28 protein-coding genes are annotated in these 21711 nt (G+C 51.5%); 2 read left to right on the top strand and 26 right to left on the bottom strand.

The window, feature by feature from the left end; all coding sequences use genetic code 11:
• Positions 1 to 36 precede the first annotated feature (36 nt).
• Positions 37 to 798 (bottom strand): Nif3-like dinuclear metal center hexameric protein, encoded by a 762-nt coding sequence (locus tag AC3WQT_RS15735; RefSeq protein ID WP_492704969.1) that lies wholly within the window; start codon positions 796 to 798, stop codon positions 37 to 39.
• Between the two features lie 13 nt (positions 799 to 811).
• On the opposite strand from AC3WQT_RS15735, the gene AC3WQT_RS15730 reads away from it, so the two are divergent.
• Both AC3WQT_RS15730 and AC3WQT_RS15725 read left to right on the top strand, forming a co-directional pair.
• A complete protein-coding gene (locus tag AC3WQT_RS15730; RefSeq protein WP_492704967.1) occupies positions 812 to 1987 on the top strand; it encodes a Do family serine endopeptidase in 1176 nt (391 codons plus the stop codon).
• 6 nt (positions 1988 to 1993) lie between these two features.
• Entirely contained in the window at positions 1994 to 2662 is a 669-nt protein-coding gene (locus AC3WQT_RS15725) for a DUF2461 domain-containing protein (RefSeq protein ID WP_492704965.1), read from the top strand.
• A gap of 3 nt (positions 2663 to 2665) precedes the next feature.
• On the opposite strand, the gene tatC is transcribed toward AC3WQT_RS15725, so the two are convergent.
• The 25 genes from tatC to AC3WQT_RS15600 all read right to left on the bottom strand — a co-directional run bounded on the left by tatC (position 2666) and on the right by AC3WQT_RS15600 (position 21682).
• On the bottom strand, positions 2666 to 3442 hold the full coding sequence (gene tatC, locus AC3WQT_RS15720; protein WP_492704964.1) for a twin-arginine translocase subunit TatC: 777 nt from the start codon (positions 3440 to 3442) through the stop codon (positions 2666 to 2668).
• 44 nt (positions 3443 to 3486) lie between these two features.
• Positions 3487 to 3972: a Sec-independent protein translocase protein TatB gene (gene tatB / locus AC3WQT_RS15715; protein WP_492704963.1), complete on the bottom strand. Its 486-nt coding sequence runs from the start codon at positions 3970 to 3972 to the stop codon at positions 3487 to 3489.
• 46 nt (positions 3973 to 4018) lie between these two features.
• On the bottom strand, positions 4019 to 4237 hold the full coding sequence (gene tatA / locus AC3WQT_RS15710) for a Sec-independent protein translocase subunit TatA (protein ID WP_492704961.1): 219 nt from the start codon (positions 4235 to 4237) through the stop codon (positions 4019 to 4021).
• Between the two features lie 106 nt (positions 4238 to 4343).
• The gene (locus AC3WQT_RS15705) at positions 4344 to 4715 is read right to left on the bottom strand and encodes a histidine triad nucleotide-binding protein (protein ID WP_492704960.1); all 372 of its coding nucleotides are present in this window, start codon (positions 4713 to 4715) and stop codon (positions 4344 to 4346) included.
• Between the two features lie 36 nt (positions 4716 to 4751).
• The gene (locus AC3WQT_RS15700; RefSeq protein ID WP_492704959.1) at positions 4752 to 5105 is read right to left on the bottom strand and encodes a phosphoribosyl-ATP diphosphatase; all 354 of its coding nucleotides are present in this window, start codon (positions 5103 to 5105) and stop codon (positions 4752 to 4754) included.
• A 10-nt stretch (positions 5106 to 5115) separates the two neighbouring features.
• Entirely contained in the window at positions 5116 to 5517 is a 402-nt protein-coding gene (gene hisI / locus AC3WQT_RS15695; RefSeq protein WP_423005153.1) for a phosphoribosyl-AMP cyclohydrolase, read from the bottom strand.
• The gene (hisF, locus tag AC3WQT_RS15690) at positions 5514 to 6278 is read right to left on the bottom strand and encodes an imidazole glycerol phosphate synthase subunit HisF (protein ID WP_110256503.1); all 765 of its coding nucleotides are present in this window, start codon (positions 6276 to 6278) and stop codon (positions 5514 to 5516) included. Before hisF ends, hisI begins: the two co-directional genes overlap by 4 nt.
• Entirely contained in the window at positions 6275 to 7066 is a 792-nt protein-coding gene (hisA, locus tag AC3WQT_RS15685) for a 1-(5-phosphoribosyl)-5-[(5-phosphoribosylamino)methylideneamino]imidazole-4-carboxamide isomerase (RefSeq protein ID WP_110256502.1), read from the bottom strand. Before hisA ends, hisF begins: the two co-directional genes overlap by 4 nt.
• 98 nt (positions 7067 to 7164) lie before the next feature.
• A complete protein-coding gene (gene hisH, locus AC3WQT_RS15680) occupies positions 7165 to 7803 on the bottom strand; it encodes an imidazole glycerol phosphate synthase subunit HisH (protein ID WP_492704957.1) in 639 nt (212 codons plus the stop codon).
• 55 nt (positions 7804 to 7858) lie between these two features.
• Positions 7859 to 8461, bottom strand: coding sequence for an imidazoleglycerol-phosphate dehydratase HisB (gene hisB, locus AC3WQT_RS15675; protein ID WP_492704956.1), 603 nt, complete (start codon positions 8459 to 8461; stop codon positions 7859 to 7861).
• On the bottom strand, positions 8458 to 9546 hold the full coding sequence (gene hisC / locus AC3WQT_RS15670; protein WP_492704954.1) for a histidinol-phosphate transaminase: 1089 nt from the start codon (positions 9544 to 9546) through the stop codon (positions 8458 to 8460). Before hisC ends, hisB begins: the two co-directional genes overlap by 4 nt.
• A 57-nt stretch (positions 9547 to 9603) precedes the next feature.
• The gene (locus tag AC3WQT_RS15665) at positions 9604 to 10377 is read right to left on the bottom strand and encodes a DNA-methyltransferase (protein WP_492705064.1); all 774 of its coding nucleotides are present in this window, start codon (positions 10375 to 10377) and stop codon (positions 9604 to 9606) included.
• Between the two features lie 37 nt (positions 10378 to 10414).
• Positions 10415 to 11731, bottom strand: coding sequence for a histidinol dehydrogenase (hisD, locus tag AC3WQT_RS15660; RefSeq protein WP_492704953.1), 1317 nt, complete (start codon positions 11729 to 11731; stop codon positions 10415 to 10417).
• A 17-nt stretch (positions 11732 to 11748) separates the two neighbouring features.
• Positions 11749 to 12414 carry an ATP phosphoribosyltransferase gene (gene hisG, locus AC3WQT_RS15655; protein WP_492704951.1) on the bottom strand — a complete coding sequence of 222 codons (666 nt, stop codon included), beginning with the start codon at positions 12412 to 12414 and terminating at the stop codon, positions 11749 to 11751.
• Positions 12415 to 13665 (bottom strand): UDP-N-acetylglucosamine 1-carboxyvinyltransferase, encoded by a 1251-nt coding sequence (gene murA, locus AC3WQT_RS15650; RefSeq protein WP_492704949.1) that lies wholly within the window; start codon positions 13663 to 13665, stop codon positions 12415 to 12417.
• Positions 13665 to 13901 (bottom strand): BolA family protein, encoded by a 237-nt coding sequence (locus AC3WQT_RS15645; RefSeq protein ID WP_492704947.1) that lies wholly within the window; start codon positions 13899 to 13901, stop codon positions 13665 to 13667. The genes murA and AC3WQT_RS15645 overlap by 1 nt, the downstream gene beginning before the upstream one ends.
• 81 nt (positions 13902 to 13982) lie before the next feature.
• Entirely contained in the window at positions 13983 to 14738 is a 756-nt protein-coding gene (locus tag AC3WQT_RS15640; RefSeq protein WP_492705062.1) for an ABC transporter permease, read from the bottom strand.
• 5 nt (positions 14739 to 14743) lie between these two features.
• On the bottom strand, positions 14744 to 15664 hold the full coding sequence (locus AC3WQT_RS15635; RefSeq protein WP_492705060.1) for an ABC transporter ATP-binding protein: 921 nt from the start codon (positions 15662 to 15664) through the stop codon (positions 14744 to 14746).
• A gap of 170 nt (positions 15665 to 15834) precedes the next feature.
• Complete coding sequence (locus tag AC3WQT_RS15630) at positions 15835 to 16113, bottom strand: STAS domain-containing protein (RefSeq protein WP_492705058.1); 279 nt, start codon at positions 16111 to 16113, stop codon at positions 15835 to 15837.
• A 36-nt stretch (positions 16114 to 16149) separates the two neighbouring features.
• A complete protein-coding gene (locus tag AC3WQT_RS15625; RefSeq protein ID WP_492704945.1) occupies positions 16150 to 16803 on the bottom strand; it encodes an MlaC/ttg2D family ABC transporter substrate-binding protein in 654 nt (217 codons plus the stop codon).
• Between the two features lie 124 nt (positions 16804 to 16927).
• Positions 16928 to 17656 carry an MlaA family lipoprotein gene (locus tag AC3WQT_RS15620; protein WP_492704943.1) on the bottom strand — a complete coding sequence of 243 codons (729 nt, stop codon included), beginning with the start codon at positions 17654 to 17656 and terminating at the stop codon, positions 16928 to 16930.
• A gap of 41 nt (positions 17657 to 17697) precedes the next feature.
• Positions 17698 to 18174, bottom strand: coding sequence for an outer membrane lipid asymmetry maintenance protein MlaD (mlaD, locus tag AC3WQT_RS15615; protein WP_423005172.1), 477 nt, complete (start codon positions 18172 to 18174; stop codon positions 17698 to 17700).
• Between the two features lie 135 nt (positions 18175 to 18309).
• The gene (gene mlaE / locus AC3WQT_RS15610) at positions 18310 to 19080 is read right to left on the bottom strand and encodes a lipid asymmetry maintenance ABC transporter permease subunit MlaE (RefSeq protein WP_492704941.1); all 771 of its coding nucleotides are present in this window, start codon (positions 19078 to 19080) and stop codon (positions 18310 to 18312) included.
• Entirely contained in the window at positions 19077 to 19880 is an 804-nt protein-coding gene (locus AC3WQT_RS15605) for an ABC transporter ATP-binding protein (protein WP_492704939.1), read from the bottom strand. Before AC3WQT_RS15605 ends, mlaE begins: the two co-directional genes overlap by 4 nt.
• Positions 19881 to 20218: 338 nt before the next feature.
• The gene (locus AC3WQT_RS15600; protein WP_423013743.1) at positions 20219 to 21682 is read right to left on the bottom strand and encodes a glutamate synthase subunit beta; all 1464 of its coding nucleotides are present in this window, start codon (positions 21680 to 21682) and stop codon (positions 20219 to 20221) included.
• Positions 21683 to 21711 lie beyond the last annotated feature (29 nt).

Below are 21711 nucleotides of genomic sequence, written 5' to 3'. Positions count from 1 at the left end.
TCTCTTTCCAAGTGAGGGGCTTAACATCATCGCTAATCACACCGGATTATCAATATCCACAAAACTATGCTGCACCCCGAACGTGTCAGCAATAAACTGCCCCAAACTCTGTACCCCGAAACGCTCGGTCGCATGATGACCGCAAGCGATATAAGCCACGCCTGATTCACGCGCCAGATGCACCGTGGGCTCAGAAATTTCACCACTCAGATAAACCGAGGCACCTGCTGCAATCGCCAGGTCCAGCATATTCTGGGCAGCACCAGTGCACCAGGCAACGCGACCTACTGGCGCTACCGGATCACCGATCAACAAGGGCTTGCGACCCAGTTTTAACTCTATATGCAGGGCCAGATCGGCCAGGGTAGCGACCGCACTATCATCCAAAGTACCCAGCCAGGCGAGATCATTTTCACCAAAGCGACCGTCTGCCGTCAGGCCCAGGCGGCGGGCCAGGCCTATGTTATTGCCCAGTTCTGCATGATTATCCAGCGGCAGATGGTAGGCAAACAGGGAAATATCATTCTCCAGCAAGAGTTTCAGACGGCGCTGCTTTTGTCCTATGACGCGCATATCCTCGCCTCGCCAGAAGTAACCGTGATGCACGAGGATGGCGTCGGCCTGCATTTCCACGGCTTTTTCCAATAATGCTAAACTGGCAGTCACGCCACTGACGATATGTTTAATCGTGCTGCGCCCTTCCACCTGTACGCCGTTTGGGCAATAATCACGAAAGTAATTTACTTGCAGTTCTTTTGCCAGGAATTGCGCTAATTCGTCCCGATTCACTGATTTCATACTGATTCTTTCTATGCGTCGTCTTTGGTTATTGTTTGCCCAAACTGTCACTGTCGGTCTGGCGATCTGGTTTATTGTAACCACCTTGAAACCTGATTGGGTAAAAGGGGGGTATAACACCAGGCAAACCCAGATTTTGAATGCTGGCGCCATCGTCAAGGAAGCACCTGCCAATAGCGTACCCGCGCAAAGTTCTTATGGCGCGGCGGCAAAGCGGGCCATGCCATCGGTGGTGAATATTTTCACTTCAAAAGAAGTGCGCCAGCGTCGCAATCCCTTATTGAATGACCCCTTCCTCAGACGCTTTTTTGGTGATCAGCAAAACCCGCAAGCCGAGCGTTTGTCCAGCCTGGGCTCTGGCGTGATCGTCAGTTCAGAAGGCTATATCCTGACCAACAACCATGTAGTTGAAACTGCTGACGATATCGAAGTTGCTTTGGCTGACGGCCGCAAGACCAGCGCCAAGATAGTGGGTACTGACCCGGAAACCGATCTGGCAGTCATCAAAATCAATTTGCCAGATTTGCCTGCAATCACCCTGGGGCGCTCCGATACGGCCAGTGTCGGCGATGTCGTCCTGGCTATCGGCAATCCCTTTGGCGTAGGCCAGACCGTCACCATGGGCATTATCTCTGCGCTGGGACGCAATAACCTGACAGAAAATGCCTTTGAAAACTTTATCCAGACGGATGCAGCAGTCAACCCCGGCAACTCTGGCGGCGCTCTGGTGGATGTCAATGGCAATCTGCTGGGTGTTAATACGGCAATTTATTCACAAACGGGAGGCTCGGTAGGCATAGGTTTTGCCATCCCGGCAACCACCGTCAAGCAGGTCATGGAATCCATCATCACCAATGGCCATGTGGTGCGCGGCTGGATAGGTGTGGAACCACAAGACATTACGCCAGAACTGGCAGACAGTTTTGGTCTGAAGCAAAAATCCGGAGCAATCATCGCCGGCGTGATACGCGGTGGCCCGGCTGATAAGGCTGGCATGAAACCAGGCGACATCCTGATCGCCATCGAAGGTAAACCCGTTGGCGACACCACCCAGATGCTGAATCTGGTGGCACAACTGAAACCTGGTAACAAAGCCAAGATCACGGTCTTGCGCGATACCAAGGAACCTACACTGGAAATCCTGATAGGCAAACGCCCGTCAGCACGCAAAGAAGAAAACCGGGAATAGAAATCCATGCATTTGATCGACTTGCAAGCTTACTTGTCCGAGCTGGGCGACAACAATAACCGCGCCTGGTTCGTCATGAACAAACCGCGCTATGACATTTTACGGGCAGAATTTTTGCAACTGGTCACCGAAATGATCACTGAGATCAGCAAATTTGATCCCGCCATCATAGGACTGGAGCCGAAAAAAGCACTGTTCCGCATTAACCGCGACGTGCGTTTTGCGCATGACAAATCACCGTATAAAACCACCTTCTCTTCCTCTATAGTCCCGAGCGGACGCAAGAAGCCTAGTGAAGGCGGCGGGCCTGCGTATTATTTCCAGATGGATGGTACTGGCCGCCTGTTCTATGCGGTCGGTGAATACATGCCCCCCTCAGACCGTTTGAAGGCGATACGCAATCACATCGTCGCTGACCCGGATGGTTTTGCCAAGGTATTGAAAGACAAGAAGCTGAAAGCACAGTTTGGTACGCTGCAAGATGAAGGCAAGCTGCAGCGCCCGCCCAAAGGCTTTGATGCCGACCTGCCACATATAGAACAGATCAAGCTGAAGAATTTCATGGTATGGACAGAATGCCCGCTCAAGGGCATGGATACGGATGAATTGAAATCCACCCTGCTGACAGCTTACCGCAGTGCCATGCCGCTGGTAAGCTGGTTAAGGTCGGCCTGAAACTTACTGGCTGTTTGATTCGCCAGCTTCTGGTGGCGCCTGGGTTGCCCTGACGAATAGCGGGGCAATCAGCAAGCCCAATTCAAACAATAAAATCATCGGTATCGCCAGTGAGAACTGGCTGACAATATCGGGTGGCGTTACGATCGCGGCAATCACAAAGGCACCGACGATGACATAAGGCCGTATGGCCTTGAGTTTTTCCAGCGATACCAGACCCATGCGCACCAGGACCACGACTACGACCGGTACTTCAAAGGTCACGCCAAAAGCCAGGCACATGGAAATAATAAAATCCAGGTAATTTTCTATATCAGGCGCGACACTGATGGAGGCAGGTGCAAATTCATTGATGAATTTAAAGACACGGCCAAACACCAGGAAATAACAAAACGCTACGCCGCTAAGAAACAGCAGGGATGAAGAAATAACCAGTGGTGCTACCAGACGCTTTTCGTGGGCATACAGACCGGGCGCAACGAAAGCCCAGACCTGATACAAGACCCATGGCAAGGCCACCATGAAAGCCAGCAGCAAGGTCACTTTCATAGGCACCAGGAACGGCGAAATAACACCCGTCGCGATCATTTTCGATCCGGCTGGCAGGGATGCCAGCATGGGTTGCGCCAGAAAATCATAAATCGCTGATGGCCCTGGCCATATCATCAAGACTGCACAGGCGACAAGTACGCCGCCAAGTATCTTGACCAGCCTGTCGCGCAGTTCGACAAGATGCGAGATAAAGCTCTCTTCAGGACTGTGTTCCGTTTGATCGCTCATGCGAATACCGCCAAATTATAAAAACGCAAAGACATAAGCGAAAATTAAAAGAAACTGCCGCCAGAACGGGGATAGGCACGGTGGCGCGCCATTCTTGCCGATCCAGAGATAATATGCTGGCGCTGACCGTGGCGGTTTTTATACCAGGCGGGCAATGCGGAAGTGCGGGCAAGTTTTTTACGACGGAAGCTTTTTACCTTGACCGCCAATTGCTCAGGTGTTGCTGTATGCAACAGGGCCGTATCGGTTTCCTGATCCAGGTTGCGCAATTCCTGCTCGGTTTCTGACCAGGTCTGATGTATGGATTGCTCTACATTGTGAGCGGCATCCTGTACATCTTTTTGCATCTTGCGCAATTCTTCCAGCTCAATTTCACGGCTGACTTCGGATTTGACTTCATTGATATAGCGCTGCGCACGACCCAGCAGGGTGCCAGCCATCCTTGCCACCTTGGGCAATTTTTCAGGACCGATAACAATCAATGCAACCACGCCTATCAATGCAAGCTTGCTGATACCAAGGTCTATCATGCTGGCAACCCCGGCAAGGGTTGCACATCAGCGCAAGGAAAATGCATCACAGCTTGGATTTGTCTTTTGCTTCTACGTCTATGGTGCTTTTGTCAGCAACCTGCTGTGACGATCCCGGTTTTTCCTCTTCACCTTTGACGCCGTCCTTGAAGCCCTTGACGGCCTTACCCAGGTCGGAACCGACATTGCCCAGCTTCTTCGTGCCAAACACCAGCACGATGACAACCAGAACGATCAGCCAGTGCCAAATACTTAATGAACCCATTACTTACTCCCAGTGAGAGTCTTGCTCTCGAAAAATATGATAAAAACCTGTAATTGTCACCGCCAGCGAAAGCTGGTGCCAGTGCCGGGTCAATAAAAACCCGCTATCAGCGCTGCCCACGCCAAGGCTTGGGACCACCTATCACATGCATGTGCAAATGATACACCTCCTGCCCACCATCTGGCCCGGTGTTGATCAGGGTTTTATAACCACCTGACAAACTGCCATCGGGCTGCTGTACCGGAGCACAACCCTGCTCTTGCGCCAGTTTTGGCGCCAGCGCCAGCATTTTACCCAACAAGCCAGTATGTTCTGGCTGTATCGAAGACAAAGTATCGATATGAACTTTAGGAATGATCAACAGGTGCACAGGGGCAGCCGGGTTGATATCTTTAAAGACCAGCAATTCGTCATCTTCATAAACACTGGCAGAAGGAATTTGTTTTGCAGCAATCTTACAAAAAATGCAGTTATCCACGTTTTATCCGTTTCTCAACAAGACGTATACTTATGCTCACGCATCCTTGCGTGCCGCCTTTTCTTCAATACCCGAAATACCTTCACGCCTGGCCAGCTCATCAAGCACCTGTTGAGGGCTGAGATCATACTGGGCCAACATGACAAGCGAATGAAACCAGAGGTCGGCGCACTCATATAAAAGCTTGGACGCATCACCGGACACCCGGGCATCCTTGGCAGCCATCACGGTTTCTGTTGCTTCTTCGCCTATCTTTTTCAAGATAGCGTCGTCACCCTTGGAAAACAGGCGGGCGACATAGGACTTATCCGGATCGCCACCATTCACCAGCTTGCGGCTTTCTATGATCTCTGCCAGACGCTGCAAGGTCTGCTCTTGTGTATTGCTCATTGCACGATACTCATTTATAGATACTTTCCGGATCTTTCAAGACCGGATCAACCGCCAGCCAGTCACCATCATTGAGGCTGCCCTCAAACTTCTGGAAGAAGCAGGAATGGCGGCCAGTGTGGCAGGCGATGCTGTCAGTCTGTTCTATCTTCAGCAAGACCACGTCTTCGTCACAATCGATACGGATTTCCTTGACCTTCTGGATGTGGCCTGACTCTTCACCTTTATGCCAGAGTTTCTTGCGCGAACGGCTCCAGTAAACAGCTTCACCCAGTTCCACGGTTTTAGTCAGTGCATCGCGGTTCATCCAGGCAAACATCAGAATGTCGTTGCTGCTGGCCTCTTGCGCGATGACAGGCACCAGGCCGTTTTCATCCCACTTGACCTTGTTCAACCATTTTGCCGCGCTCATGACAACCTCATCGGTATATGTTGTGCAGCCATAAATTGCTTGGCTTCGCCTACTGTATGTTGTCCATAATGAAAAATGCTGGCAGCCAGTACCGCATCTGCCCCACCCACTTTGATGCCATCGGCCAGGTCCTGCAAACCACCGACACCACCTGAGGCAATGACGGGTATCGATACGGCATCTGACACTGCACGTGTCAGGCCCAGATCAAAACCGGAACGGGTACCGTCCTTGTCCATGCTGGTCAGCAGGATTTCGCCTGCACCCAGCTTGGCCATATGCTGCGCCCATTCAACCGCATCCAGGCCAGTGGCATTGCGGCCACCATGAGTGAATACTTCCCACTTGCCTGGCCCCACATTTTTGGCATCAATGGCCACGACTATGCATTGAGAGCCGTACTTATGTGCCGCATCTGCTACCAGTTGCGGATTGGTCACGGCAGAAGTATTGATGCCTACCTTGTCAGCACCGGCATTAAGCAAGCGGCGTACATCAGCCACGGTGCGCACACCGCCACCAACCGTCAGCGGGATGAACACTTGTGAAGCGACGGCTTCAATAATCGGCAGTATCAGGTCGCGGCCATCAGAAGAAGCCGTGATATCGAGAAAAGTAATTTCATCTGCGCCCTGCCCGTCATAGCGGCGGGCGATTTCTACCGGGTCACCGGCATCGCGCAGTTCCTGGAAATTAATGCCCTTGACGACGCGGCCAGCGGTCACATCAAGACAAGGGATAATACGTTTGGCTAAGCTCATTCAGTCTCTTCTTCATCATCGAATTCACCGCTGAGCTCGTCAGCACGGTCTTGTGCAGACAACAAATCCAGGGTGCCTTCGTAAATCGAACGGCCACAGATCACACCTTCTATGCCCTCGTCCTGCACAGCGCACAGGGCTTCAACGTCGGCCAGTACATGCACGCCGCCAGAAGCGATAACGGGGATGCTGACAGCCTGCGCCAGCTTGACGGTGGCTTCAATATTCACGCCACCCATCATGCCGTCACGGCCTATGTCGGTATAGACAATGGCTTCAACGCCATAGCCTTCAAATTTCTTGGCAAGGTCGATGACTTCATGGCCAGACAATTTGCTCCAGCCATCGGTAGCTACCTTGCCATCCTTGGCATCTATGCCGACGATGATCTGGCCAGGGAAGGCACTGCAGGCATCCGCCAGGAAACCGGGGTTTTTGACCGCAGCCGTACCTATGATGATGTAGGACAAGCCATCGTCAAGATAACGTTCTATGGTATCGAGATCACGGATGCCGCCACCCAGCTGCACCGGGATTTCTTCAGTATCGGTTTCTTCTGCGTAATCACGCACCGCTTGGATGATGGCTTTGACGGCCGCCTCGTTCTTGGGCTTGCCGGCAAACGCGCCGTTCAAATCCACCAGATGCAGACGACGCGCGCCCTGACGCAGCCAATGGCGCGCCATTTCGGCAGGGTCTTCAGAAAATACGGTGGCCTGGTCCATGTCACCTTGTTTAAGGCGTACGCAGTGGCCATCTTTCAGGTCTATAGCAGGGATGAGCAGCATGATATGAGAAAAAGTAGGAACGTCAATGAGACAATAAAAAAAGACAATACCAGTTAAAAATCAGGGTAAACAATTTACATCAGACACTGCAGAGCCACTTATGGTTTCCAGTGTACAAAATTCTTATACAGTTGCAAGCCAGCTGTGGCGCTCTTTTCAGGGTGGAACTGGGTAGCAAAGATATTGTCACGTGCTACTGCACAGGCAAAGAGGCTGCCGTAATCCGTCAAGCCCACCGCATGTTGCGTATTTGCAGGTTGGGCATAATAGCTGTGCACAAAATAAAAATAGGCATCATCAGCAATATCTTGCCACAAGACATGAGACTGCGATTGATGCACACGGTTCCAGCCCATTTGTGGCACTTTGTAACGCGAGCCATCTGCCTGCAATTGCCCATCCAGTTCAAAGCGTACCACTTTACCGGGCAAGAGACCCAGGCCAGGGGTATTACCCTCTTCGCTGACATCAAACAACATCTGCTCACCCACACAAACACCAAACAGGGGTTTGCTGCGTGCAGCTTCCAGCAAGGCGTCTTGCAGGCCCGATTCGCGCAGGCAGCTCATGCAGTCCGGCATGGCACCCTGCCCTGGTAAAACAATGCGGTCTGCACTACGGATATCGGCAACTTCGCCAGAAATCAGCACATTCGCTTCCGGTGCTACCGCACGCAGGGCTTGCGCTACCGAGCGCAAATTACCCATACCATAATCTACTACTACAATTTTATTCATAATGAATCACCAGCAAGCTGGTATCTCGTGTCTGCTATCTGTATTGGCATTACGATCAAAGGCTGCCTTTGGTCGAGGGGATGATTCCTGCCGCACGCGCATCCAGCTCAGTTGCCATGCGCAGGGCACGGCCAAAGGCTTTGAACACAGTTTCGCATTGATGATGCGAGTTGTCGCCGCGCAAGTTATCGATATGCAAGCTGACTAAAGCATGATTGACGAAGCCCTGGAAAAACTCACGGGTCAGATCGACATCAAAATTGCCTATCATGGCGCGGGTAAAGGGGATATGGTATTCCAGGCCTGGACGGCCAGAAAAATCAATGACCACGCGCGACAATGCCTCGTCCAGAGGCACATAAGCATGGCCATAGCGGCGTATGCCTTTTTTATCACCAATCGCCTTGGCAAATGCCTGGCCCAGGGTAATACCAACGTCTTCTACCGTATGATGAGCATCAATATGCAGGTCGCCTACGGCTTCTATGTCCAGATCAATCAGGCCATGACGGGCAATCTGGTCCAGCATATGGTCCAGAAAAGGGACGCCGGTATTGAGTTTTTGCTGGCCTGTGCCATCAAGATTGATGGCAACACGGATTTGTGTTTCATTGGTATTGCGGGTAACCGCCGCAATGCGTTCTATGGGCTTATTCATTTTGATGATAAAGATGCTGCCAGGGCAGCAAGAAAAAGAGCATTCTCTTCACGGGTGCTGACTGTAATACGCAGACAGTTACCCAGCAGATTATGCATTTTACCTACATTTTTGACTAAAATTTTTTGTTCGCGTAATTTCACAAAGACTTGTTCGGCATTCGCAACACGTATCAGCACAAAATTGGCAGAAGAAGGAAAGACTTGCACCTCTGGCAAGCTTGCCAGAGCAGCCATTAGTTCCGTGCGTTGCTGGCGCAATTCTGCTGCCTGAGCATCCAGTACCTCTACCCTGCTCAGCACAAATTCTGCCGCTGCCTGCGTCAGTACATTGATGTTGTAAGGCGGGCGCACTTTTTCAAATTCATGCATCAGGGCATTATTGCCAGCCATATAACCCAGACGTATACCTGCCAGGCCCAGCTTGGAGACCGTGCGCATGACGACCAGATTATCAAACTCCGCCAGGCGTGACATGAAGCTGGCCTGGGCAAACGGCTGATAGGCTTCATCGACGATGACGATGCCTTTATCGCCTACCGCGTGCAAAATAGCGAACATGTCATCCGCGTCATACAGCGTGCCGGTGGGATTATTGGGATAAGCAAGGTAAGTGATGACTGGTTGATGCTCAGCAATAGCCGCCAGCATGGCTGCCTTGTTCAGCGTGAAATCAGGGTTCAGGTCCACACCGACAAATTCCAGCCCGGCAAACAGGGCAGACATGGCGTACATGACAAAGCCGGGCACAGGTGCGAGCACCTTGGCCCCCGGTTTGGCACAGGCGATGGAGACCATGCTGATAAGTTCATCCGAGCCATTGCCGAGGACGATGTCATGGCCCGCAGGCACACCGAGTTTGTCGGCAATCAATTGCTTGAGGCTGGCATAGGCAGGTTGTGGATAACGGTTCAGTACCACGCCTGCCAGATGAGTGGCCAGTTCCTGCTGCATGTCAGGTGGCAACAGGTACGGGTTTTCCATTGCATCCAGCTTCACAAAACCGCTGGCGTCCGGCACGTGATATGCAGACAGACTGGCGATTTCAGGGCGTATCAGTTTGGTGATGCTCAATTCTTGCTCCATGTTCAGCTAGTACATTGAAAATCACGCAGACCTCTGCTCAACACTGTTCAACACAAATCAGGCAGAAAGTTCTTCCGTGTCGATGGAGGCCAGGCGATTTTCTATCATTGCGCAATAGTCGGGATTTAATTCAAATCCGACAAAATCACGCCCGCAACGTTTGGCAGCTACGGCGGTGGTGCCGCTGCCCATGAAGGGATCGAGAACAACACCGCCGGGTGGGCAGGAAGCCTTGATCATGCGCTCGATGATTTCGAGCGGTTTTTGGGTGGGATGTTCTTCACGTTCGGCATGCTCTCTGTGCAGGCGCGAAACACTCCAGACATCCTTGGGATTGAATCCCATTTCCAGCCACTTCGCACCCTCAAAAATCTTGCGGCTGCGGGCTTTCTTGGTGGCTGCATCATACGGGATGCGTATCGCATCCAGGTCAAAATAATAATCCTTGGCTTTGACAAAAAACCCTATGGTGTCATGCACCGACGAATACTTCCGTACGGTACCACCCATGGATGGCACCCGTCTGTCCCAGATAATTTCATTCATCATGCTCATACGTTGCTTGAGCATGACAAAGACTTCAGGCGAATAACGCCAGGTCAGGAAGATATACAAGCTGCCATTGGCCTTCAGCTTGGGCAGGGCCAGATCTATCCACTGCGCCATCCATTTCAGATAAGCAGCCGACTCCATCTTGTCAGACTCATTGCCATAATCCTTACCCAGACCATACGGTGGGTCGGCCAGCAATAAGTCTATGCTGGCATCAGGCAGACGCGCCAGACCTTGCAGCGCATCTTCACAAAAAACCTGGTTACGCCATTCGGCCATCATATGCAGGTATTCATAGCAGCCAGCAATTTTGCTTTCATGGCTTGAGCCGCAATTCTGCGCTGCGCGCATGGGCCTGCAAGCCTTCGCCATAGGCCAGCTCTGCGGCTACTTTGCCCAACGTCTGCGCGCCCTGCTCACTGACAAAAATCATCGATGAACGCTTTTGGAAGTCATACACGCCCAGCGGTGAAGAGAAACGCGCCGTGCGTGAAGTCGGTAAGACATGGTTAGGGCCAGCGCAATAATCGCCCAGGGATTCAGACGAATAGCGACCGAGGAACATGGCACCGGCATGACGTATCTTGTCTGCCCATTGCTGAGGATTTTCTGCAGAAATCTCTAGGTGTTCAGCTGCGATGCTGTTGGCAATTTCGCAGGCTTCATCCATATCGCGCACCTTGATCAGCGCACCGCGATTGGCCAGGGAAGTACGTATCACTTCATGCCTGGGCATGTCCGGCAGCAGCTTGATGATGCTGGCTTGCACGGCTTCGATATAAGCTTCGTCCGGGCACAACAAAATGGATTGCGCCAGTTCGTCATGTTCAGCCTGTGAGAACAAATCCATGGCGACCCAGTCAGGGTCTGTCGTGCCATCGCACAAGATCAGAATCTCGGATGGACCGGCGATCATGTCTATGCCGACCACACCAAACACACGGCGCTTGGCGGCGGCCACATAGGCATTGCCTGGACCAACGATTTTATCAACTGGCGGTATGCTTGCCGTGCCGTAGGCCAGGGCGCCAACAGCCTGTGCACCACCGATGGTGAAGACACGGTCAACACCAGCAATGGCAGCAGCCGCCAAGACCAGGGGATTTTTTACACCGTCTGGCGTAGGCACCACCATGATGATCTGTTTGACGCCAGCTACTTTAGCGGGTATCGCATTCATCAATACGGATGAAGGATAAGCTGCCTTGCCGCCAGGTACGTAAATACCCACGCGGTCCAGTGGCGTGACTTTTTGGCCGAGTACGGTGCCATCAGCTTCGGTATAGCTGAAACCGGCAGAGCCACATTCTGTCTTTTGAATTTCGTGATAGGCGCGTACGCGTGCTGCCGCGGTTTCCAGCGCAGTGCGGCGTTCTATATTCAGGGATGCCAGTGCTGCCTGCATTTCTTCCTGCGTCAATTCCAGCGCGGCAACGCTGCTGGCATTCAGGCGGTCAAAACGATTGGTCGCTTCCAGCACGGCAGTGTCGCCACTGGCTTTGACGCTGGCCAAAATCTGCGCAGCGGCGCGGTCTATCGCTTCATCTTCACTCGCTTCAAAAGCCAGCAGTGAAGTCAGTTTCCTGGAAAAATCTGCATCTGTTGTATCAAGCCGGGTAATCAGGGATGCCATGCTTTTCTCTTCATCAATTATGCGTTGGCTTTGGAGGCACGATCAAATGCTTCCAGTATCGGTTGCAGGCGCTCACGTTTCAACTTCAGCGCGGCCTGGTTAACCACCAGACGCGAAGAAATTTCCATGATGTGCTCCACTTCCACCAAATTATTCGCTCGCAGGGTGCTGCCAGTACTGACCAGATCGACGATCGCATCTGACAAACCAACCAGTGGTGCCAGTTCCATCGAACCATACAGCTTGATCAGATCGACGTGCACACCCTTGGCAGCAAAATGCTGGCGCGCAGTTTCTGTGTACTTGGTCGCAACCCGCAGGCGCGCACCCTGGCGCACAGCATTTTCATAATCAAAGCCCACAGATACGGCAACCGACATGCGGCATTTGGCGATGTTCAAATCGATAGGCTGGTACAGGCCAGCACCACCATGCTCATGCAAGACATCCTTGCCTGCCACGCCAAAATCAGCCGCGCCATATTGCACATAAGTAGGCACGTCAGATGCGCGCACGATGATGACGCGCACGTCAGGATCATTGGTCGCCAGTATTAACTTGCGCGATTTTTCTGGATCTTCGGTGACGCGTATGCCTGCCGCTTCCAGCAAAGGCAGGGTTTCTTCAAAGATGCGACCTTTGGACAAGGCCAGTGTCAATTGTGGAGTGGTGGGTGAAGACATTTATTTGACTCGCTGTATCTGTGCACCGACTGCGGAGAGTTTGACTTCCATGCGGTCATAGCCGCGATCCAGATGGTAGATACGGTCGATCAGGGTTTCACCCTCGGCTACCATGGCGGCGATCACCAGTGAGGCGGATGCGCGCAAATCAGTTGCCATGACAGGCGCACCGATGAGTTTATCAACACCGTTCACGATGGCAGTGTGGCCATCAATTTCTATCTTCGCACCCAGGCGGTTCATTTCTTGCACATGCATGAAACGATTTTCAAATATCGTTTCAGTGACGATACTGGTACCTTGGGCGATACAGTCCAGTGCCATGAATTGCGCCTGCATGTCGGTCGGAAAACCAGGATATTCAGTCGTGCGGAAACCAACCGCCTTGGGGCGACCACTCATTTGCGCACGTATCCAGTCCGGGCCTGTCGTCAGTATCACGCCAGCTTCACGCAATTTGTCGAGTGCGACATCGAGGATGTCACTGCGCGTGTTTTTCAAAGTGATGTCACCACCAGTGGCAGCTACTGCACAAAGGAAGGTTGCGGTTTCTATACGGTCAGCGATCACGGTATGGGCAGCACCGTGCAGGCTGTCTACACCCTGGATGACGAGGCGGTCTGTGCCTATGCCTTCTATCTTGGCACCCATGGCAACCAGCAAGTTGGCCAGGTCAGTGACTTCAGGTTCGCGTGCTGCATTTTCCAGCACGGTTTCACCTTCGGCGAGCGTCGCGGCCATCAGCAAATTCTCTGTGCCTGTCACGGTAATCATGTCGGTGACTATGCGTGCACCCTTGAGTTTCTTGGCCTTGGCGTGGATGTAACCTGCTTCAATATTGATCTCGGCACCCATGGCTTGCAAGCCTTTGATGTGCTGATCGACCGGGCGCGAACCTATCGCGCAACCGCCTGGCAAAGATACTTTCGCTTCACCAAAACGTGCCAGCAAGGGGCCGAGCACCAGTATCGATGCGCGCATGGTTTTCACCAGGTCATAGGGTGCTTCGAGCTTGTCTATGGCTGCGCCATTGAGTGTGGTCACACCATTTTCCTGCGTGACTTGCAAACCCATTTGACGGAGCAATTTCAGCATGGTGCTGACATCTTGCAGCGAAGGTACGTTATGCAATTCAACGTTACCCGAGGTCAGCAAACCTGCGCACAGGATAGGCAGTGCAGCATTTTTTGCGCCGGAAATCGTGATGTCACCATTCAGGCGATTGCCGCCTGTAATCAATAATTTATCCATTATGCAGCGTACTCTTCTGGCGTCAGGGTTTTCATGGAAAGGGCATGTATTTCTTCACGCATGCGGTCACCCAGCACGGCATAGACGATCTGGTGGCGCTGTATCGGGCGCTTGCCAGCAAAGGCTGTAGACACGATGACTGCTGTGAAATGCTGGCCGTCGCCTTCGACTTCCAGGTGCGTACATTCCAGACCGGCTGCAATGTAATTTTTAATTTGTTCGGGCGTAGGAAACACGGCTAACTCTCTTGATCAAAATGGTGAAGCAATTGTTTTACTGCGTATTGTTTTTTACTTGATACTTATTCAGTGTCGTACTCAGTGTCTTAACTTATATCCACGTTTCAACATCTGAATGGCAATCGTCGCCAGCAATAATGAAAACACGGAAACAATCATCAGGCTATGCAAAGGATCAACATCGGATTTGCCGAAGAAGCCAAAGCGGAAGCCATCAATCATGTAGAAAAATGGATTGAAGCGCGAAATACTTTGCCACACGCCAGGCAGGGAATGGATGGAATAAAACACGCCAGACAGGAAGGTGGCAGGCATGATCAAAAAGTTCTGGAAGGCCGCAAGCTGGTCAAATTTCTCTGCCCAGATACCGGCAATCAAACCCATGGTGCCCAGCATCGCAGCACCAAGAAAAGCGAAAATCGCTATCCACCATGGTGCAACAAAATGCAGGTCAGCAAACCAGGCAGTGACGATAAAGACACCAGCACCTACTGCAACACCGCGCAAGATCGCTGCCAGTACATAGGCACTGAAAATTTCCCAATGCGACAGTGGTGGCAAGAGGATGAACACCAGGTTACCGGTGATCTTGGATTGGATCAGTGAAGAAGAAGAATTCGCAAACGCATTTTGCAAGACACTCATCATGACCAGGCCAGGCACCAGGAAGGCCGTGTATTTGACGCCAGGATAAACCTGTACATGCTCTTCCAGCACATGGCCGAAAATCAGCAAGTACAGGATGGCAGTCATGATAGGCGCAGTGATGGTTTGTGTTGCCACTTTCCAGAAGCGCAAAACTTCTTTGTAGAACAGGGTATTAAAACCGGTCAAGCTACTCATTTGCTGCCCTCCATGATTTGCAGGAAGACATCTTCCAGATCAGCTTGCAATAAATGCATATCTTCGATAACACAACCATCTGCACGGAAAGCAGCCAGCATGCTTTCTACCTGGTTGTAGTCAGTCACGCGCAGGGCAAACTGACGTGGATCTGATGGGGTTTCATGGGTAATTACTTTGTCGCGCAAGCTGGCAGGCAAAGTCACTACACCGTTTGCCGCCAGGGTGATGCGCAATTGTGAGCCCGATATGCGCTTGATCAGATTTGCCGTGCTATCCAGGGCCACGACCTTGCCCAGTTTCAGCATGGCGATGCGGTTACACAAGGCTTGCGCTTCTTCCAGGTAATGTGTGGTCAGGACGACAGTATGGCCTTCCCGGTTCAGGCGGGCAATGAATTGCCACAGTGTCTGGCGCAGTTCCACATCGACACCGGCAGTCGGTTCATCCAGCACAATAACGGGCGGCTTATGCACAAGCGCCTGCGCGACCAGCACACGACGCTTCATGCCGCCTGACAAGGCGCGCATATTGACGTCAGCCTTATTGGTCAGGTCGAGGTTTTCCATGACCTCGTCTATCCATTTATCATTATTCTTCAGACCAAAATAGCCGGACTGCATGCGCAGGGTTTCACGCACGGTGAAGAAGGGATCGAATACCAGCTCTTGCGGCACCACGCCCAGCTTCTTGCGGGCATTGCGGTAATCCGTGACCACATCATGGCCTTGCACGGCGATATTACCGGCATCGGCACGGTTAAGGCCTGCCAGTATGGATATCAGGGTAGTCTTGCCTGCACCATTTGGCCCCAGCAAACCGAAAAATTCACCCTCTTCTATCGTGAGTGAAACACCACCCAGTGCTTGTAGCGACTGGTAGCGTTTTTGTATGTTGCTAATTTGTATGGCTGCCATCTGGCGTGTTTGCACTAAGTGCTCATCAGGGAATTAAGAACCGGAAAACCCGGTTTCTGGTCGCTAAAGCGACGAAACCTTTGATTATAGGGGATTTTCGGGATTTGATCTGAAATGGCATGCCTGTATTCTTACAGGCATGCTTTTCAGGAAATAGATTCAGAAAGCGATCAATGTCGCTCTGATGGATGAAGCTGGAATTGCTCGTTGAGACCGTACAGGGTGAGCAAGCTCAGCAGGTTGGCAGAATACCCGCTAAATTGCAATTGCACGCCACGCTCTATAGCCTGACGTTGCCAGGCTATCAAGACGGCGACTGCACTGGAATCAATTTTCGTCAGCGCCGACAAGTCGAACTCTGACTGGCCTGCAGCTATGGCAGACAAGCCTGCAGTAACAACTGCATTGGCATTATCATGGCTAAGCTCACCTGTTACTGTATACACAATGCGTTCCCGGACTGATTTTGCGTTATATCTTGCGTTTTATTTCGCTGCGTTTTTTGCCGCACTGGCAGCAGCCAGTTTCTTGTTCTTCTCAGCCAGGGTCTTGATCAGGCCATCAATACCAGATTTGGTGATTTCAGCAGAGAAACTGCCTTTGTACGTTTCCACCAACCAGGCACCGAGTACATTGATGTCAAAAATCTTCCAGCCAGTTGCCAATTTTTCCAGGCGATAGTTCAAGACGATAGGCTCACCACGTGACTGTATAACCTGGGTACGTACCTCAACTTCAGTATCAGTTGGATCAGCACGCATAGGCTTGAATTCGACGCGTTGATCCTTGATCTGGGAAATCGCACCAGAATACGTGAATACCAGCAAAGTGCGGAATTCATTGGTCAGCTGCTTTTGCTGTTCAGGCGTCGCTTCTTTCCAGCTTTTACCGGCAGCCAGGGAAGTCATGCGCGGGAAATCGATGAATGGCAGTATCTTGCTTTCCACCATGTCATAGACTTTCTTTTGATTTCCGGCCTGGATATCCTTGTCATTTTTTGCCGTATCCAGGATTTCCTGGCTCAGGCGTTTGATCAGTGCATCTGGCGCTTCCTGTGCTTGTGCTGCACCGCCGGCCAGGCCAGTGATAAGCAGGCTGGCAAATACAAAGTTAAAAAATTTTGTCAGAGTTCGTTTCATTTTATTATTCCTGTTCCTGATTTTGCGGCAAACACCGCACATGAGCAGTTAACTTGTCAGCAGCCTCGGCGGTTGACCCAGTTCACCACACCTACACCAATTCTTACAATTTCAAAGCAGCTATTTAATCAGCGTCAGGACTTACCTGACCCGCACGGCGTTGCAGATAGGCATCGCGGAAAAATACATATTTATCAAGTGCTGCTTCTTCCAGCAAGCTACCGGCATCCAATACCGATGCACGCTTGTCAACCAGACGCACTACCGAGCCTATGTTCTTGATATACATAGGGCGCTTGTAGTACCACAGATCACCACGCATATCGACTGGCGTAGCCAGGGCATCACGTACTGTCGATGGCCCCAATACCGGCAAGACCAGGTAAGGGCCAGACTTGACACCCCAGCGCCCCAGTGTCTGCCCAAAATCTTCATTATGTTTGGGCATGCCAGCAGCCGAACCTATGTCAATCAAACCACCTATACCTATGGTGGTATTCACGGCAAACCGCATGACGTCAGTGGCACTGTCATTGACCCGGCCCTGCAGCAAATTGTTGACTGCATTCCAGACATCACCAATATTGCTGAAAAAGTTACCTATACCAGTTTGCACAAAGCTGGGCGTAGCAGCACGGTAAGCCTGTGCGACCGGCTTGACTACTGCTGTATCCACAGTGTCGTTAAAGCTGAACATGGCACGGTTAAACCCCTCCAGTGGATCACGTGGGTTTTTGCCTATATTGGTCTTGGTGCTTAATACATCAAGAGTCTGGTCAGCCTTGTCCTTGATTTTTTCTACTGACACCGTGCTGCAACCAGTCAGCAAAACGCTGGCCAGCAGTAGCAACATGGCTAACATCCTGCTACTTGCAGGAAACTTATCTGTTCTTGTCATTTTTTCTCTTCCGTATTGCCGTCTGCTGCTTTGCTGAACAGGAACTGACTGATCAGGCTTTCCAGCACGATGGCATCCTGGGTAAATGTAATTCTGTCGCCAGCAACCAGCAATTTTTCATCACTGCCTGCTGTCAAACCTATATATTGCTCACCAAGCAAGCCTGCGGTCAGTATCTTGATGGATGAATTTTTTGGGAATTTGTAACGCTTTTCCAACTCCATGACGACAGTCGCCTGGTAAGTTTTATCGTCAAATTTGATTTCACTGATGCGCCCTACCACCACACCTGCGCTTTTCACTGCGGCTCTTGGCTTGAGGCCGCCTATATTGTCGAAGCGCCCTGTGACAGTATACGTCTGCTCAAAGGACAGAGAGCTTAAATTGCCCGCCTTGAGTGCCAGAAACAACAGTGCAGCCGCACCCAGCAACACAAACAGGCCTACCCAAAAGTCGAGAGATTTTTTTTGCATTTTTCTTTTCCACCAATTCTTACGATTTCTTGCGATTTTGCCAAACACCCTGCCTCGTTGCAGGTCTTAACAAATAATTCAGCTGCAATGCCAAATGCACTGCCCGCACAGCCCAAAGTACTGGTCAGGCCTGGTCTATTGAAACATCCATGCTGTCAACAGGAAATCCAGCCACAACACCAGCAAAGAGGATATGACCACCGTTCTGGTGGTGGCACGCGCTACACCTTCAGGAGTAGGCTGCGCTTCATAACCCTGGAATAATGCAACAAAGCTTACTGCAAAACCAAAAACTATGCTTTTGACAACACCATTACCTATATCCTGAAATACTTCTACGCCTGCCTGCATCTGCGACCAGAACGCGCCGTTATCAACACCTATCAATTTCACACCAACGACATAACCACCAATAATGCCCATGGCATTAAAGATGGAAGTCAGTATTGGCATGGCGATGATGCCTGCCAGAAAACGCGGTGCCAGCACCCTTTGTATAGGGTTAACTGCCATCATCTCCATCGCAGCCAGTTGCTCACCAGCCTTCATCAAGCCTATTTCTGCCGTCAACGAAGTACCGGCACGTCCGGCGAACAGCAAAGCAGTCACAACTGGCCCGAGTTCGCGGGTCAACGACAATGCCACCAGCAAACCCAGCGCCTCTTCAGAGCCATAACGGTTCAGGGTGTAATAACCCTGATAGGCCAGCACGAAACCGACAAATAATCCCGATACGGCAATAATCACCATGGAATAATTGCCGATGAAATGGATCTGGTCTGTTACCAGACGCGGCCTGCGCCACAAACCCAGGCAATTTGCCAGGATGGAAAAAAAACTGCGAGCCGCATAACCCAGATCAGCCATAACCGATCTGACAAAACCACCAATTTTTTCTATGATCATGCGCACTTCTCCAAACCCAGGTCCGCCTGCAGGGATGCACCGGGATAATGGAAAGGCACGGGTCCATCTGCCTCTGCATGCACAAACTGTTTTACATACGGGTCTTCAGACACCCGCATTTCTTCTGGCGTACCCTGCGCGACGATCTTGCCCTTGGACAGGAAGTAGACATAGTCGGCAATGGCAAAGGTCTCATGCACATCATGTGACACCAGGATGGATGTAGACCCCAAAGCGTCGTTCAAGTTCCGTATCAGATTGGCAGCAACACCCATGGAAATAGGATCCAGCCCGGCAAAGGGCTCGTCATACATGATCAATTCAGGGTCCAGCGCCACTGCACGGGCCAGTGCTACGCGCCTGGCCATGCCGCCAGAAATTTCCGCTGGCATGAGGCCCGCTGCATTGCGCAGACCAACCGCCTGTAATTTCAGCAGCACCAGGTCACGTATCATGGCCTCGCTGAGGTCAGTATGTTCACGCATGGGGAAGGCGACGTTATCAAAGACATTCAAGTCCGTGAACAATGCGCCATGCTGGAACAGCATGCCCATTTTCCTGCGTATGGTGTACAAGCCCTGGGTATCAAGCTCACCGATTTCCTGTCCGTTGACCTTGATACTGCCACGCTGAGCACGGATCTGGCCACCTATCAGACGCAAGATCGTGGTCTTGCCGGAACCTGAACCACCCATGACGGCAATCAGTTTACCGCGTGGGAAATCCATACGGAGTTCAGACAGGATAGTCCGGTCTCCATACCCAAACTGGATATCGCGAATTTCTACAAGATTTGGCACAGCAATGGGGAGATAGTTTTATAAAAACTAGATTGTAATGCAGAAAGGCAAAGAGGGTTGTACAGACAACTATGACATAAAAACAACTAATTGACGAATATTCAGAATATTGGCGCTATTTCAAGCAAAACGCGATAAATGCGCATTTTTCCAAATTTAATTCAAATGAGGGGGATGAAAATAAATTTTTTTAATGAACGGCAAGTCAGTTATTTGCAAAACTCCCGCAAATACCAACTTGCCGCAGCGGACTTGCCTCTGATTTAGGGAGGCAAATCAAGACCGTGTGAGCGTCACCACCGAGAAATATTGGTGACGGACACGGTTTTCAACCAGGATTAGCGAGGCAAAACAGAATCGCCCATCAAGAAGGCATCCACTTCACGCGCACATTGACGCCCTTCGCGTATCGCCCACACTACCAGCGACTGACCACGGCGCATGTCACCTGCGGCATACACCTTGTCGACATTGGTCTTGTAACAGCCAGCGCCATCTGTCGTCGCCCTTGCATTGCCGCGTGCATCCTTATCAACACCAAAGGCATCCAACACTTGTTGTACTGGCGAGACAAAGCCCATGGCCAGCAAAACCAGGTCGGCCTTCATTTCAAATTCAGAGTCTGGCACTTCCTGCATTTTGCCGTCTTTCCACTCAACGCGGCAGGCGATCAGCTTCTCTACCTTACCTGCCTTGCCTTCCAGACGCTTGGTCGCTACTGCCCAGTCACGATCGCAACCTTCTTCATGCGAAGAAGAGGTGCGCAACTTGGTTGGCCAGTAAGGCCAGACCATGGGTTTGTTTTCTTGCTCTGGTGGTTGCGGCATGAGTTCAAACTGGGCTACAGATTTGGCACCATGGCGGTTGGATGTACCAACGCAGTCAGAACCAGTATCGCCACCACCAATGACGACAACATGTTTGCCACTGGCCATGATCTGGTCCTTGACCTTGTCACCGGCATTGACCTTGTTTTGCAGGGGCAAGAAGTCCATGGCGAAATGTACGCCTTTGAGTTCACGGCCAGGTACAGGCAAGTCACGCGGCGTTTCTGCACCACCGGCGATGATGACGGCATCAAAGTCTTTTTGCAGCTGCTCAGGCGAAATGGTTTCCTTGGCCCAGTTGGTCACTGTTGCGGGAAAGTCCTTGCCGACGAATACGCTGGTGCGGAAAGTCACACCCTCTGCCACCATCTGATCGACACGACGGTCGATATGGGATTTTTCCATCTTGAAATCAGGGATGCCATAACGCAGCAAGCCACCGACACGGTCATTTTTTTCAAATACAGTCACATCATGGCCGACACGCGCCAGTTGCTGGGCGGCTGCCAGGCCCGCAGGACCAGAACCAACCACGGCGATTTTCTTGCCGGTCTTGATCGATGGCACTTGCGGCAGGACCCAGCCATTTTCCCAGCCTTTGTCGATGATGAAATGTTCTATCGACTTGATGCCGACGGCATCGCTATTGATACCCAGGGTACAGGCAGACTCACAAGGCGCAGGGCAAATACGGCCTGTGAACTCCGGGAAGTTATTGGTGGAATGCAGGGTGTCGAGCGCCAGTTTGTAATTGCCGTTGAACACCAGGTCATTCCAGTCAGGGATGATGTTGTTGACGGGGCAGCCGTTATTACAGAAAGGAATGCCACAGTCCATGCAGCGTGCGGCCTGCACCTTGGCCTGGCCATCATCGAGATGCACCAAAAATTCCTTGTAATGCTTTTTGCGTGACTGTGGAGCTTCGCTTGCTTCCTGCAAACGCTGGTATTCCATGAAGCCGGTAACTTTACCCATTTTCTAACCTCAATTTTGTTGCGGGCATC

The sequence above is a fragment of the Undibacterium sp. FW305-107 genome (genome assembly GCF_058788535.1).
The sequence above is the reverse complement of the archived record's forward strand: the minus strand, read 5'-3'. Positions and strand labels throughout refer to the sequence as shown.